Source organism: Microbispora sp. H11081, from assembly GCF_012999535.1.
Taxonomy (GTDB): Bacteria; Actinomycetota; Actinomycetes; order Streptosporangiales; family Streptosporangiaceae; genus Microbispora.
In genome coordinates this window covers 324,147-338,923 of the sequence record NZ_JABBWV010000006.1, presented here as the reverse complement: position 1 = coordinate 338,923, position 14,777 = coordinate 324,147, and the positions used below count along the sequence as shown (strand labels likewise).

10 protein-coding genes are annotated in these 14,777 nt (G+C 72.8%); 6 read left to right on the top strand and 4 right to left on the bottom strand.

What is annotated here, in order from left to right; all coding sequences use genetic code 11:
• Nucleotides 1-57: 57 nt before the first annotated feature.
• A complete protein-coding gene (locus HHX31_RS35185) occupies nt 58-3,045 on the top strand; it encodes a helix-turn-helix transcriptional regulator (protein ID WP_169949538.1) in 2,988 nt (995 codons plus the stop codon).
• 38 nt (nt 3,046-3,083) lie between these two features.
• Entirely contained in the window at nt 3,084-4,589 is a 1,506-nt protein-coding gene (locus HHX31_RS18565; protein ID WP_169949537.1) for an aldehyde dehydrogenase family protein, read from the top strand.
• A 55-nt stretch (nt 4,590-4,644) separates the two neighbouring features.
• Here HHX31_RS18565 and HHX31_RS18560 read toward each other — a convergent pair whose 3' ends face one another.
• Entirely contained in the window at nt 4,645-7,611 is a 2,967-nt protein-coding gene (locus HHX31_RS18560) for an AAA family ATPase (RefSeq protein ID WP_169949536.1), read from the bottom strand.
• Nucleotides 7,612-7,624: 13 nt separating this feature from the next.
• Nucleotides 7,625-8,275 (bottom strand): hypothetical protein, encoded by a 651-nt coding sequence (locus HHX31_RS18555; protein WP_169949535.1) that lies wholly within the window; start codon nt 8,273-8,275, stop codon nt 7,625-7,627.
• 400 nt (nt 8,276-8,675) lie between these two features.
• Between HHX31_RS18555 and HHX31_RS18550 the strand changes: the two genes are divergently transcribed.
• Together HHX31_RS18550 and HHX31_RS18545 are read left to right on the top strand one after the other, a co-directional pair.
• Nucleotides 8,676-9,002: a carboxymuconolactone decarboxylase family protein gene (locus tag HHX31_RS18550; RefSeq protein WP_169949534.1), complete on the top strand. Its 327-nt coding sequence runs from the start codon at nt 8,676-8,678 to the stop codon at nt 9,000-9,002.
• Nucleotides 9,003-9,050: 48 nt separating this feature from the next.
• The gene (locus HHX31_RS18545) at nt 9,051-9,800 is read left to right on the top strand and encodes an SDR family oxidoreductase (RefSeq protein ID WP_169949533.1); all 750 of its coding nucleotides are present in this window, start codon (nt 9,051-9,053) and stop codon (nt 9,798-9,800) included.
• Between the two features lies 1 nt (nt 9,801).
• Here the strand turns inward: HHX31_RS18545 and HHX31_RS18540 are convergent, their stop codons facing one another.
• Nucleotides 9,802-11,040, bottom strand: coding sequence for a nucleotide sugar dehydrogenase (locus HHX31_RS18540; protein WP_169949532.1), 1,239 nt, complete (start codon nt 11,038-11,040; stop codon nt 9,802-9,804).
• A 165-nt stretch (nt 11,041-11,205) separates the two neighbouring features.
• On the opposite strand from HHX31_RS18540, the gene HHX31_RS18535 reads away from it, so the two are divergent.
• Complete coding sequence (locus tag HHX31_RS18535) at nt 11,206-12,375, top strand: glycosyltransferase (RefSeq protein ID WP_169949531.1); 1,170 nt, start codon at nt 11,206-11,208, stop codon at nt 12,373-12,375.
• Nucleotides 12,372-13,442 carry a hypothetical protein gene (locus HHX31_RS18530; protein WP_169949530.1) on the top strand — a complete coding sequence of 357 codons (1,071 nt, stop codon included), beginning with the start codon at nt 12,372-12,374 and terminating at the stop codon, nt 13,440-13,442. Before HHX31_RS18535 ends, HHX31_RS18530 begins: the two co-directional genes overlap by 4 nt.
• 6 nt (nt 13,443-13,448) lie before the next feature.
• Here HHX31_RS18530 and HHX31_RS18525 read toward each other — a convergent pair whose 3' ends face one another.
• Nucleotides 13,449-14,669, bottom strand: coding sequence for an ABC transporter ATP-binding protein (locus tag HHX31_RS18525; RefSeq protein ID WP_169949529.1), 1,221 nt, complete (start codon nt 14,667-14,669; stop codon nt 13,449-13,451).
• Between the last annotated feature and the right edge of the window lie 108 nt (nt 14,670-14,777).

The window sequence follows — 14,777 nt, the reverse complement described above, 5'->3', positions numbered from 1 at the left end:
CCCTTCGGGCGTGAGAGCGTTCCGTTTCTGTCAGGGCCGCGTGTCATACTCACCTGCGTGGTCGCACGAACGCCCCAGAAAGCGCTGATCGGGCGTGCCGCCGAGCTCGATCGGCTCGCGGGCGTGCTCGACGCCGCTGCGGGCGGCCTGGCGGGGGTCGCGCTGGTGGGCGGCGACGCGGGGATCGGCAAGACCCGGATCGTGACCGAGCTGTGCGGCCTCGCGCAGCGGCGGGGGTTCGTGACGCTCGTCGGCCAGTGCGCCGAGCTCGGCGACGCGCTGCCCTACCTGCCGCTCTCCGACGCCCTGCGCGGCGCCGCCGCCGACCCGGACGGCCCGGTGGGCGCGGCGGCGGCCGCCCGTCCCGCGCTGCGGCGGCTGCTGCCCGGCGACGAGGCCGGCCCGGCGGAGGCGACCACCGGCGGGCTGGCCCAGCAGCGCCTGTTCGGTTCCGTGCTCGACATGCTGTCCGAGGTGGCGGGGCGGCAGCCGGTCCTGTTCGTGTTCGAGGACCTGCACTGGGCCGACCGCTCCACGCGGGACCTGCTGGTCTTCCTCACCCGGATGCTGCAGAGCGAGCGGGTCTGCCTCGTCGGCACCTACCGCACGGACGACCTCCACCGTCGCCACCCGCTGCGCCCGGTGCTGGCCGAGCTGCGGCGGCTGCCGCTGGTGACCTCCGTCGAGCTTCCGCCGCTCGCGGACGAGGAGATGGCGGAGTATCTCGGCGTTCTCGACCGGTCCGGCGAGGGCCCGGCTGAACCGGGGTCGGGGCGGGGCATGACGACCGTGATCGAGCGCGCGGGAGGCAACCCGTTCTTCGCCGAGGAGCTGCTCGCGGCGGGCGCGGAGCGGGCGCGGGTGCCTGGAACGCTCTCCGACCTCCTGCTGGCCCGGGCGGAGACGCTGTCGGACACCGCCCGGCAGGTGCTGCGCGTCGCCGCCGTGGCCGGCCGCAGGGTCGGCCACGACCTGCTGCGCGACGCCACGGGCCTCGGCGACCTGCCGCTGGAGGAGGCGCTGCGCGAGATCGTCTCGCGCGGGCTGCTCACGGCGGGCAGCGACGGCTACGCCTTCCGGCACGCGCTGCTGCAGGAGGCCGTCTACGACGACCTGCTGCCCGGCGAGCGGACGCGTCTGCACGCCACCTTCGCCGCACTGCTGGAAGAACGCGGCGGCTCCCCCGCCGAGTTGGCCCATCACCATCTCGCCGCGCACGACCTACCGGGCGCGCTGAGGGCGTCGGTGGAGGCCGGGCGGCTGGCCGCGGGGCTGGGCGCGCCGGCGGAGGCGCACCGGCACTTCGAACGGGCGCTGGAGGTCTGGGAACGCGTGCCGGAGGCCGAGCGGCTGGCCGGGGAGACCCGGGCGAGGATCGCGCTGGACAGCGCGGCGGCGGCGGCCGCGAGCGGCGACTACCACCGCGCGGCCGAGCAGCTGCGACGGCTGCGGCGAGCGGCGAGCGACCCGGCCCTGATCGCCGAGACCGGCGAGCGCCTGTCCTACTACCTCGCGGACGCGGGCGGCGACGAGGCCGAGGCGATCACCGTGGCCCGGGAGGCGGTGGACATCGCGCCGCACAGCCCGCTGCTGGCCAGGACCCTGGCCACCTACGCCCGCGCCCTGTTCCGGCAGTACCGCTACGAGGAGGCGGCCGCGACGGCGTCCAGGGCGCTGGATGTGGCCCAGGCGACCGGCGCGCGCGACGCGGAGGCCAGTGCCCTCATCACGCTCGCCCTGATCGAGGAGGAGTCGGCGAGCCGCGTCGAGCGCGCGGTCGACCTGCTCACCCGTGCCACCCGCCGGCCCTCGGGCGACCTGTCCATCGACCTGCGGGCGCACTTCAACCTCGCCCGCGTCCATTACGAGAACGGCGCCCTCGCGGTGGCCGCCCGCATCGCCGAGGACGGCGTACGGCTCGCCGGGGAGACCGGGCTCACCTGGAGCACGTACGGCACCGACCTGCGGTTCCTCCACTACCTCGCGCACTACGCGGGCGGCGACTGGGACACCGCCGAACGGCTGGCCGGAGGGTTCGGCGTCCGGGTCGGCACCCTGGCGGAGGCCCGGCTGTCGTCGTTCGCCCTCTTCGTCGAGGTGGGCAGGGAACGGCCGGGCGCCGACGAGAGGCTGCGGTGGCTGACCCGGTTCTGGTCCGACGAACTGGTCGGCTACATGGCGCGCGGCATGGCGGCCGAGCAGGCCCTGTGGCGCGGCGACCCCCAGGCCGCGCTCGACCATGCCGGCGCGGTCATCGCGACGCTCGATCCGTTCGACCCCGGGGTGATCCGCATTGCGGCCACCGGCCTGTGGGCGCTCGCCGACCTCGGCCGGACCGGCGAGCCCTGCGACGACCTGCTGCGCCGGGCGCGGTGGGCGGCGCAGAACGGGCCGAACGGCCCGCGCGCCCGGCTGGGACCGGAAGGCGGCGCCTGGCTGGCGCGGGCGGAGGCCGAGTGGCACCGCGCCCACGGCACTGCGGACCCGGAGGTCTGGCGGCGCGCCACCGACGCCTTCGGCTTCGGCTTCGTGTACGAGGAGGCGCGGTCGCGGTGGCGGCTGGCCGAGAGCCTGCTGCGGGCGGGCGATCGAGCGGCGGCCCGCGCCGAGTGGGAGCACGTGGTGCGCGTCGCCGCCACTCTCGGAGCCCGGCCCTTCCTGGAGACGCTCAGGTCGGTCGGCGCGCGGGCGGGCTTCCCTGACCCCGCCGCGACCGGCACGAAGGACGTCACGAAGGGCGGCCCGGCCGTCCCCGCTACGGAGGTCCTCGCCGCAGACGGGACCTCCGCTCCGGCCGCCCCCGCGGGCCCGGAACCGGGCCGGCTGGCCGCGCTCACCGCGCGCGAGCGCGAGGTGCTGGTCCACGTCGCGGACGGCCTGGCCAACCGGGAGATCGGCGAGCGGCTGTTCATCTCCCAGAAGACGGTCAGCGTGCACGTCTCCAACATCCTGGCCAAGCTGGGAGTGACCAGCCGCACCCAGGCCGCCGCGGTCGCCCACCAGGAGGGCCTGTCGCCGGGCGCCGAGCCTGGAAATACTGTGTAATCGAGGCTCGGCACCAGCAACACTTCCGGAGGTCATCGGTGGCTCGGCAGATCGTTTCCGTCGTCGCGGGTGAGGAGCTCTCCTCGGGCACGCCGTACGAGTCGGTGAACCCGGCGCGGCCCGCGGAGACCGTGGCCACCGTCCTGCTCTCGGACGCGGACGGCTTCGCCGGCGCCTGCCGCGCCGCGGCGGCCGCCCAGCGGGAGTGGGCGCGCGTCCCCGCCCCCGTGCGCGGACGGGTGATCGCCTCGATCGGCCGCCTGGTCGAGGCCAACGCCGAGACGCTGGCCCGGCTGGTGACCGAGGAGATCGGCAAACCGTACGCCGAGGCGCTGGGCGAGGTCCGCGAGATCGTCGACACCTGCGACTTCTTCCTGGGCGAGGGCCGCCGCCTCTACGGGCAGACCGTGCCGTCGGAGATGCCGGACAAGACCCTGTTCACCTTCCGGGTGCCCGTCGGCGTCGCGGCCGTCGTCACGGCGGGCAACTTCCCGGTGGCGGTTCCCTCGTGGTACCTGGTGCCCGCGCTGCTGTGCGGCAACGCGGTGGTGTGGAAGCCCGCGGAGTACGCCGCGGCGTCCGCGCACGCGCTCTACCGCCTGTTCGCGGCGGCCGGCCTCCCCGACGGCGTGCTCAACCTCGTCTTCGCCGACGGCGACCAGACGTACGCGGGCCTCGACCGGGCGCTCGGCGAGGGCACCGTGCAGAAGGTCGGCTTCACCGGGTCGAGCGCGGTCGGCCGGGCCGTCGGCGAGCTGTGCGGCCGGCACCTGCAGTCGCCCTGCCTGGAGCTCGGCGGCAAGAACCCGATGGTCGTGATGCCGGACGCCGACCTCGACCTCGCCGCCGAGGGCGCCCTGTTCTCCGGGTTCGGCACCGCCGGGCAGCGGTGCACGTCCCTCGGCACGGTCATCGTCCACGAGGATGTGCACGACGAGTTCCTGCGCCGGTTCACCTCCGCCGTACGCGACGCGAAGATCGGCGATCCGAACGGCGACGTGCTGTACGGCCCGCTGCTCGACCACAGGTTCGCCGAGCGGTACGAGGAGTACCTGGGCTGGATCCAGCCGCACCACACCGCGCTGCCCGGGCCGGTCGGGCGGATGGACGGCGACGGCCTCTACTACCACCCGGTGGTCGTGGACGGCGTCCGCCCGGACGACCGGCTCTTCCTGGAGGAGACGTTCGGCCCGATCGTGGGCGTGACGACGTTCTCCACCCTCGACGAGGCGATCGACCTCGCCAACCGGCCGGGATACGGCCTGTCGTCGTCCATCTACACCACCGACCCGAAGGCGGTGTTCCGCTTCCGCGAGGGCGTGTCGGCCGGGATGGTCAGCGTCAACAACTCCACCTCGGGCGCGGAGGCCCACCTGCCGTTCGGCGGCAACGGCAAGTCGGGCAACGGCAGCAGGCAGAGCGGCATGTGGGTGCTCGACCAGTTCACCCGCTGGCAGGCGATGAACTGGGACTACTCGGGCCGCCTGCAGAAGGCCCAGATGGACGTGACCGAGATCACGCCCGATCCGGGCTTCCGGCTCTGACTCCGGAGCGCCGCCGTCCCGCGCGGGGCGGCCCACCGGGGATCGGTGCGGTGACTCACGCCTCGGGACCTCGCCGGCCGTCGTAGCCGAGGAGCCGCATCGCGACCTCGGGGTCCATGGCCGCCGCGAGCAACTGGGCCCGGTCCGCCGCCCGGTCCCTGGCCTCCTCCGCCCGCCGCCGCCCCGCCTGGTGGGAGCGGACCAGCAGGATCGCGACGGCGATGCCGCCGATCACCGCGACCAGCGCGACGGCCAGCAGCACGGCCGTGCCCGCGGGCACGGCGCCGACCGCGGCCGCCCCGGGGGCGCCCTGCGGCGGGGTGAGGACCAGCGCGCCCAGCAGCACGAACAGCACCACCGCCACGACCGTTCCGAAGACCGCCCACAGAGCGCCGCGCGACCTGCGGGGCGGCGCCGCGGGCGCGGCGGCGTAGTGCGCGGCCGGGGTGACCGGTGGCGACGCGCCGCCGCTCCACGGCACGAAGTCGGGCGGCGCCGGCGGCGCCGGCTGGACCGCCGTGGCGTGCCCGTTGCCGCCGGTCACACCGTTCGGCGGCGGGGCGACCAGCAGCGGCAGGGCGCCGCCGCCGGTGGACGCCGTCACGACCGACGCCTCGATCACCCGCGTGTGCGGCAGCGGAAGCTCGACCGGGACCGCGCTGTGCGCCTTGTGCGCCGCCACCGCGGCCGTGTGGTACGCCTCGATCTCCTCGTAGAACTCGTCGGAGGTGTAGACGGTGCCGTCGATCAGCGGGCCCGTCCTGCCCTCGATGACGGCGACCACGTCGTCGCCGTTGAGCGTCTTGTGCTGTTCGAGGGCGTGCGCGACCGACAGCACCTCGCGGCGGTTGTCCCGCAGCAGTTCGGCCGTCTTCTCCAGCAGCCGGCTGAGGTTGAACTCGATCCGCTCGGGGAGCATGTCGGGCATCATCTCGTCGCGCCGGCCCGCCGGTGTGCCGGTGAAGCCGATGCCGCCGCCCCCGGGCTGCGGCTGGGCCGCCTTGCCCTCGCGCAGGCCGAGCTCCTGGAGCGCGGGCAGCGAGGCGACCCCGATGCCCATGCCCCAGTGGGCCTCCATCAGGCCGGTGATCGCGGTGGCGCTCTGCAGGTCGCCGGAGACGCCGGAGGAGTTGTCCTCGCCGAAGAACATCCGCTCCCCCGCCAGCGAGGCGAGCGAGACCATGATGTCGGCCTCGTACTCCGACTTCCACCGGGTGAACTGGTCCTCCGGCTTGATGCTGGCCACCATGCCGAGGTAGTCGGCGCCCTTCTCGATCGTCGCCAGGTCGATCTCCAGGTGGTGGCGGGTGCGGTAGGCGGCGACCGCGTGGCACGCCTCGTGCACCGCGACGGCGTGCCGTTCGCGCTCGATGTACTCGACGTCCTCCGGCGGCCCGAGCTGCTTGAGCCGCTTGGCCCGCATGACGTCCGACCAGGTGATGGTCTCCCTGCCGTCGCGGATCGCGGTGATCAGCGACTCGTTGACCAGGTCCTTGATCGTCGCGCCGGTGGCGTACGGCGTGATCGTGGCGAGCTTGTCGATCTGGTCGTCCGTGAGCTCGTGACTGACCTTGTCGAAGTAGCCCCGGTACGTACGGATCCGGCCCGCCTTGGAGGGGTAGCCGACCTTGTAGATGCGGTCGATCCGGCCGGGCCGCAGCAGCGCCTCGTCCAGGGCCTCGGGCAGGTTGGTGGCCATCATGATCAGGATGCGGTACTTCGGCGGCGGCTTGGGGCGCATGCCGAGCAGCCTGCGCACGTGGCGGTTGACGAAGCCGCGCGGCTTCTTCAGCCCGGAGATCTCGGTGAGCAGCGCCTCCAGCGTGCCCATCCCGCCACCGCCGCCCATGCCCCCGCCGTACATCAGGCGGTTGACGAACGCGCCGGTGCGGGGCATCCGCGCGGGCGCGGCCTCGGAGGCCGGGCCCGCGGCGTGACGGCCGAGCACGGTGCGGGTGTGCGGGTCGAGGTAGGCGAAGCCGTTGCAGCCCGCCCCCTCGAAGGGCGCGGGCGCGGAGCGGCCCCAGCCTCCCGGACCGCCCTGCGCGAGCGCGCCGCGGTTGCCGAGCGAGTCGGCCTCGTCGAAGAACACGATGACGCCGCCGTACCGCAGGGCCAGCTTGCGCAGCTTGCGGAACAGCGACTTCACCTTGAGCACGCCGACGCCGAAGAACATGTTGATGAACGCCCCCGGGTCCACGAACACGTACGGCTTGCCCGTGGAGCCCGCGACCGCCTCGGCCATCAGCGTCTTGCCGGTGCCGGGCGGGCCCCACAGCAGGATGCCGCTGGGCACGTAGCCGCCCCTGGCCTCGATCTCGTCCGGCTTCTCCAGGAAGACGATGTTCTCCTTGACCCGCTCGACGACGTGGTCCTGTCCCCAGACGTCGGCGAACCGCGTCTTGATGTCGTCGGGGTAGTAGACGTCGACGCCGCCCCGCGAGAGGAACCAGAAGATCGCCACGAACTGCCCCACGGCGACCACCATGATCAGCATGAGCTGCAGGACCATGGGGAGGAAGCCCCACACGGTGGCCGGCACGCTGAACAGCGCCTGCAGCGGCGAGACCTGCTGCACCTTGCCGAGCACCAGCGCGATGACCGCGATCCAGACGGCCCACTTGATCGCGCGCGAGATGCGGTAGCGGTTCCAGTCGTTGAACCTGCGGTGGGTCCACCGGTTCCAGCCGCCGAAGACGGTGCGGGTCCAGAACCGGTGATAGCCGGCCGACCGCTCGCTGATCAGGAAGTGGATCTGCCTGAGCAGTTCGGCGCCCGCCAGCCACAGGACCCAGGAGGCGTTCGTCACCGTGAGGACGACCGCGTCGTACGGCGAGATGATCCCGGAGAACGTCGCGATCTCGTTCCACACCAGCACGCCGAAGGCGACGGCGAGCAGGATCAGGAACTTCGTCCTGTCCCACAGGGGGAGACGCTTCCTGGTGAGAGGGTCGCGGTCCACGGGACCCGACCCCGGTTCGCGAAGCCCCTCATGGTGCTTCGGAGGGAGGGCCGTGCTCATATGAGGGGCTCCTTCACGGGTTGATGGGGCGCTTGACCTTGAAGGACTTGACGACGGTGTCGATCTCCGCGGCCCGCTGGCGGTAGCACGCGGGCGAGCAGCGGATCAGGAGGGTGGAGACCGTGGTCCCGTCGGCGGACAGGTAGGCGGTCTCGTCGAAGGTCTGCACCGGGCCCCCCAGCAGCCGGTAGTTGAACACGCTGCGCACCCCGCGCACGCCGTCCGAGACGGGCAGCACCTCGTCGGCGAGCAACTCGAAGCCCTTGTAGACCGTGGACTCCTCCATCTTTTTGCGCGTCTCCTCCGACACGGCGACATAGAGCCCGCTGGAGTTGCGGAGTTCGTTGAGCGACACCGCGTTCTGCGCGTCCTCGGTCAGCTTCTCCACTTTGGCGAAGACGAACGGCTGGTCCTCGTCTCCGGGCGACCCCTGCAGCAGATGCCCGGCCGACGGCCGGGCGTGGGCGTCGAATGCCGTCGTCCACACGAGCTGTTTCACGGCCTGCGCGGTGGCCGACTCGGTTTCGCCGTAGACCGCCTCGTCGAGCGTCTTCTGGTCGATTTGCCGCCACGACGCCGGGACCTTGAAATAGGTGCCGCCTGTCTCGTCGCGGACGTACGTGTATTCGGGGCCGGCACAGCCGGACAGCAAGGAGGCGGCCATCGCCGCCCCCACGACCGTGCCTATCGCCCCAGCCCCAACCCGCGGTTTTTCCACCAGGGCCCAACCTCCGCTTTGCGGGCCTACGAGGGAGTAGTGCCTGTTTCCACCCTGTCCATCTCACGGTAAGACGGCGACACGCCAGAAAACTAGACCAAATCTTTTCCGAATTCTGATTCCCCTTGTTACGCGGAGGTTGCATTTCCCCCAGCCGGCCGCGGCACCGGAACTCCGGCGGCGGCGCGCTCCTCCGCTCTGGCGATACCCAGTGGAGGACCGCCGGAAGCGCACGCCGCGCATCGGACGGCCATGCCGGATGAGCGGATGATGTAACGCCTGACTGCCTGGAACACGACAACTTGATGCACGACGTCAGGAATCGCCGTGGGAGAGGCTGGGGGACATGAAGCAGGTCGACGAGGAGGACGGCGCCGGCGAGGGGCCGGACGGCTTCTTCGGCTCTACGGCGGAGCGCATGTTCTCCGAGGTGTGGTCCCGGCAGGTCCTCACGGTCAGGGAACGGCGGTTGCTGCTGCTCGGCCTGCTCGTCGGCCAGGACATGGAGGACATGCTCGTCCTGCACCTCGACACCGCCCTGCGCTCGGGCGAGCTGACCCCGGCCGAACTGCGCGAGACGGTCGTGTTCCTCACGCTCTACGCCGGGTGGCCCCGCGCCGCCCGCCTGAACGCGAAGGTGGAGGAGCTGATCAGCCAGACCACGGAGGCGTGACGCCCGGCGGCCGGACGGACGGACCCGCGCGGTCGGTACGCTGCCGTCATGCCCACCGCACTCATCACCGGCGCGACCGCCGGCATCGGCGCCGCCTTCGCGCGCCGTCTGGCCGCCGACGGATTCTCCCTGGTCCTGCTGGCCCGCGACGGGGAGCGGCTCGCCGCGTCCGCCGAGGCTCTGCGCAAGCGGTACGGCGTGGCGGTGGAGACGCTGCGCGCCGACCTGACGGAGGAGGAGGGGCTGGCGGCGGCCGAGGAGCGGCTGCGCTCCGGGATCGACCTGCTGGTCAACAACGCCGGGTTCGGGCACCCCGGCGGCTACCTGGACACTCCCGTCGAGGACGAGGTGCGGATGCTGCGGCTGCACTGCGAGGCGGTGCTGCGGCTGACCCAGGCCGCCATGCCGTACATGATCTCCAAGGGGAGGGGCGGGGTCGTCAACGTGGCCTCGGTCGGGGCGTTCCTGCCCGGCGGCACCTACAGCGCCACCAAGGCGTGGGTGGTGACCTACAGCGCCTCGGCGGCGAACGAGGTCAACGAGCACGGCGTGCGGGTGATGGCGCTGTGCCCGGGGTTCGTGCGGACCGAGTTCCACGACAGGGCCAGGCTCGACATGTCCGGGCTGCCGCGCTTCGCGTGGCTGACGGCCGACCGGGTCGCCGCCGACGCGATGCGCGACCTCGCCCGCGGGGCCTGGGTGAGCGTGCCGTCGGCCCGTTACAAGGCGGTCGCGGCCCTGCTCAGACTGCTGCCACCCAAGCTCGTCGGCCGCCTGGCGAAGTCGCGCCACCGCTGACTCAGAGGCGTTCGACGTTCGGGCCGCGGCACAGGCCCCGGGTGTCGAAGACGAACCTGCTCGCCCGCTGGACGAGGTCGTAGTCGTAGCAGTCCTGCCCGCCCAGCACGACCACCGCGTCGGCCCGCGCCAGCTCGGCGGCGTCCGGCTCCACGATCTCGACCCCGGCCGGTACGACGAGGTCGGGGGCGCCGCAGTCGTCGACGCGGGGGTCGGCGGCCCGCACCCGGGCGCCGAGCCGGCACAGCGTCTTGGCGACCTCGACCGGCGACAGCCCGAGCAGCAGGATCCTGCTGCCCCTGATCGAGCGGCACCTCCGGTTGAGCGCGAGACCCAGCCGGTCGACCACCTGGGCGGGCATGTGCGCGTTGACGTCGTTGGCCGCCTCCACCAGGCGGAAGGTCCGTCCCACCGAGCGCCTGATCCCCCACGGCAGGTACGCCACGTCGAGCGGCAGGCAGGGGTCCTCGGATCCGGGGCCCGGCGTCATGGCGGCATGGCCGAAGGGCGTGGTGGCCGCGGCCCCGAGCGCCTCCCACACGTCGACGCCGAGTTGCGCGGCGAACATCGACAGTTCGTTCGCCAGGGCCGCGTCGACGTGCGCGCGGGCGCTCTCCAGCAGGGCGCACAACTCCGACACCCGAGGCGAGGAGACCGGGACGGTCTCCCGCACCAGCCGGCCGTAGAAGTCCGTCACCGCACGCAGCGAGGCCGCGTCGACGCCGGAGACGACCTTGGGCGTGTTGCCGACCCGCCAGCGCGGGTTGCCTGGCGCGGCCCTGCGCGGGCTGTGGCCGAGGTGGAAGTCGTCTCCCGCGCACAGCCCCGATCCGTGTTCGAGCAGTGGCCGCAGGAACTCCTCCGTGGTGCCGGGGTAGGCGACGCTCTCCAGCACCACCGTCGCACCCGGCCGCAGGAACGGGGCCGTACGGCCGGCCGCCGTGCCGAGCGGGCCGAGGTCGGGGGCGCCGTTCCGCACGGGCACGGGCACGGTGAGCACGCAGACGTCGAAACCGGACGCGTCGGCCACGTCGGCGCTCGCCGTGTACCGGCCTGAGGCGTGCGCGGCGGCCAGCGCGCCCGCGCCGACTCCCTCGACGCAGGGCTCCCCCGCGTTCAGCCGCTTGACCCGCCACTCGTCCTCGTCCAGGCCGACGACGCGGAACCCGGCCTCCACGGCACGCATCGCCAGGGGCAGCCCGGCCGCGCCCTGGCCCACGACCACCAGCTTCTCCGCCACGCTACGACTGTAGGGACGACCCCGCCGTCACCTGCGGGATTGGCGTACCGGTCCGCTTTAAGGCTTGGGTACGGATTGGGAAAAGTCTCTTCCGGCGGCGTCCGCGCACCCCGTCGGCGGTGGGAACAGGGGCTAGCTTCTCCACATGATCAGGGAGGAGCCAGCATGAAACCGGACGACCGGATTCGTGTCATGGAGATAATCGCCCGGATGAACGTGAGCGGTCCCGCCACCCAGGTCACCGGGCTCTGCGAGCGGCTCAGCGCGGTGGACTTTGACCACCGTCTGTACACCGGCTACGTCGACGGCGGCGAAGGCGACCACCTGCAGCTTCGCGACGCGACGATCCCGGTCCACCGGGTGCCGGGCCTCGGCCGCGCGATCAAGCCGGCCGACGACTACCGCGCCCTGTTCAGGCTGACGAACGCGATGCGCGAGTTCCGGCCGCACATCGTGCACACCAGGACCACCAAGGCGGGCACGCTCGGCCGCCTCGCGGTGCGGCTCTCCGGTGTCGGGGCGGCACGGGTGCACAGCTACCACGGCCACCTACTCGACGGGCAGCTGTCCCGTCTCCGGCGGGCCGTCTACGTCCGCATCGAGCGCGGGCTCGCCAGGATGACCGACCGCATCGTCACGGTCGGCGCCCGGGTGCGCGACGACCTCCTCGCGGCCGGCATCGGCCGGCCCGAGCAGTACGTCGTCATCCCACCCGGCACCGGACTCGGCCCGCTGCCCGAGCGCGCCCCGGCGCGCGCCGCGCTGGGCGTCCCGCTCGACGCGCCCGTCGTGGCGTACATCGGGCGGCTGAAGAAGGCCAAACGGCCCGACCGGTTCGCGGAGGTGGCCAGGGCGGTGCTCGCCCGGCTGCCCGGCGCCCGGTTCCTCGTCTGCGGCAGCGGCGAGCTGAAGGAGGAGGTGGAGCGGGCCGTCATGCCGATGTGGGACTCCTTCCGGCTGCTCGGCTGGCGCCGCGACGTCGAGACGGTGTACGCCGCGGCCGACGTCGTGCTGCTCACCTCCGACAGCGAGGGCACGCCGCTCGCGCTCGTGGAGGCCGGCATGGCGGGCCTGCCGGTGGTGGCCACCCGGGTCGGCAGCGTCCCGGAGATCGTCATGGACCGCCGCACCGGGTTCCTGACGGATTTCGACCCCGACGAGATGGCCGACCACGTCGTCCGCCTGCTCGTGGATCCGGGCCTGGCCCGGAGGATGGGCGAGGCGGCCCGCGCGTGGACCGGGCGCGCTTTCAGCACGGACCGGCTGGTGGCCGACACCGAGGCCCTCTACCGCGCGCTGCGCGGCGCGACGCGGTCGGAGGTGGGGAGCCTTTGACACCCGTTCCGGCGCTGGCGCCCGTGCTCGCGGGCGCCACCGCCTGCCTGCTCGCCACCGTGGGGCTGCGCCCGGTCCGCCGTACGATCCCCTATCTCGGCGGGATGACGCTGGTGGCGGCCACGGCGGGCGCCGCGATGGCGATCCTCGGCCTGCCCGACCGGCGGGTGAGCGCGGTCCTGCTGGCCGCCGCGGCGGTGGCGCTGCTCGGCCTCATCGCCGACGTCGGCACCCTGCCGCTCGCCACGCGGCTCATCGTGGAGTCGGTGGCGGCGGGCGGGGTCGTGCTGTGCGGCGTTCAGGTGACCTTGACGGGCGACTGGCTCGACGGGCCGGTCAGCGTCATGTGGATCGTCGCGATGACCAACGCGTACGGCCTGCTGGACCGGCTCGGCGGCGCGCTGGCCGCGGTGGCCGCGGTCACCGGCGCGTTCCTCACCGGGACGGCGCTCGTGCTGGGCGACCCGTTCCTCGCGGTGCTCACGGCCGCGCTCGCCGGGGTGCTTCTCGCCGCGCTGCCGTACGGCAGGACGCCGGGCAGGGTCCGGCTCGGGCCGTCCGGCTCGCTGTTCGCCGGGTTCGTCCTGACCTGCACGGCCGCCGCGCTGACGGCGGGGCGGGGCACCGCCGTGATCGCGGCCGGGCTGCTGCTGCCGGCGCTCGCGGCCGTCGTGGGGGCCTCGGCCTACGCCGTCCGGCGGCCGTGGCGGCCCGGGCAGGCGCGCGGGGCCGCGCCCGCCCTGTGCGGCGTCGCCGCCTGCGCCGGGACGGCCGGGCTCGCGGTCGCGCTCGGCTGGGTGCCCGCGGGGCCGGCGGCGACGGTCACCGCCGTCACCTCCGCCGCGTTCCTGTCCCACGCGTGCCTGGCGCGCCGCATGCGCCGCGATGGCTCGCGGGCGCTCGATCGGCGCGGCCTTCATGCCCACCCCCGGCGCGACGAGGTCGCACGCGGGACGCCGGTGGGGGTCTCCGGGCGGGCGCCGTCCGGAGACGCACGAGAGCGCGGGCGCGTGCCGCGCCCGCGCTCCGCGGGAAATCCCCCGCCGCCACACGTGCGGCGGGGGTGACCGGGGTCAGCGGCCGATGTTGGCCTCGTGCCCGATGGACAGGCCCGAGTCGACGTCGAAGAAGTGCAGGTTGTGCGTGTCGACGACCAGCTCGATCTCCTGGCCGGGACGGACGTGGCTGCGGGCGTTGACGCGCGCGGTCCACAGCGACTTGTCGCCGGTCAGCGGCAGCGTCGTCTCCTCGTCGTCCCCGTCGTTGGCGGCGGCGACGGTGTCCTTGTGCTCGACCGGCGGGGCGTCGATCGTGAACAGGACGTTGATCTCGGAGCCCAGCTCCTCGGTGACGTTGGCGCGTACCGGGATGCGCACCCACCCGGAGCTGTTGCCGCTGGCCGAACCGGCGTCCTCGAAGTCGGACGGCCGGATACCGAGGATGATCTTGCGGCCGATGTAGCGGTCGAGGCCCGGCTTCTCGGCGAAGCTCGAGTCGGGAACGGGGAGGCGGTAGCCGGCGAAGGCCACGGCCGCGCCGCCGTTGTCGCGGACCAGCTCGGCGTAGGTGAAGTTCATGGCCGGGGAGCCCATGAAGCCCGCGACGAACAGGTTGACCGGGTTGTCGAACAGGTTCTGCGGGGTGTCCACCTGCTGGAGCACGCCGTCGCGCAGGACGCAGACGCGGTCGCCGAGGGTCATGGCCTCGACCTGGTCGTGGGTGACGTACACGGTGGTGACGCCGAGGCGCTCGTGGAGCTGGTTCAGCGAGGCGCGCATCGAGACGCGGAGCTTGGCGTCCAGGTTGGACAGCGGCTCGTCCATGAGGAAGGCCTGGGGCTCGCGGACGATGGCGCGGCCCATGGCGACACGCTGGCGCTGACCACCGGACAGGGCGGCCGGCTTGCGCTTGAGGTACTGCTCCAGGCCGAGCATGCGAGCGGCGTCGTTGACGCGCTTCTGGATCTCCGTCTTGGACATCTTGCGCAGCTTGAGGCCGAAGGCGAGGTTCTCCTCGACCGTCATGTGCGGGTACAACGCGTAGTTCTGGAAGACCATCGCGATGTCGCGGTCCTTCGGGGGAAGGTGGTTCACGACGCGGTCGCCGATGACGATCTCGCCGCCGCTGATGTCCTCCAGGCCGGCGATCATCCGCAGGGCCGTGGACTTGCCACAGCCCGACGGGCCGACCAGAACCATGAACTCGCCGTCCCTGATCTCCAGGTTGAGGCCGTTCACGGCCTTGACCCCGCCCGCGTAGATCTTGTCGACGTTGTTCAGAACGATAGAAGCCATGCCAGTCCTTCGCGCTTCCGGGACAAGAGGAAGTGGATACGTTTTCATGACTGTCCCGTGAAATGCCGCCTATTGTCAAGATTTAGGCGACTCAGGGCATGGAACTAT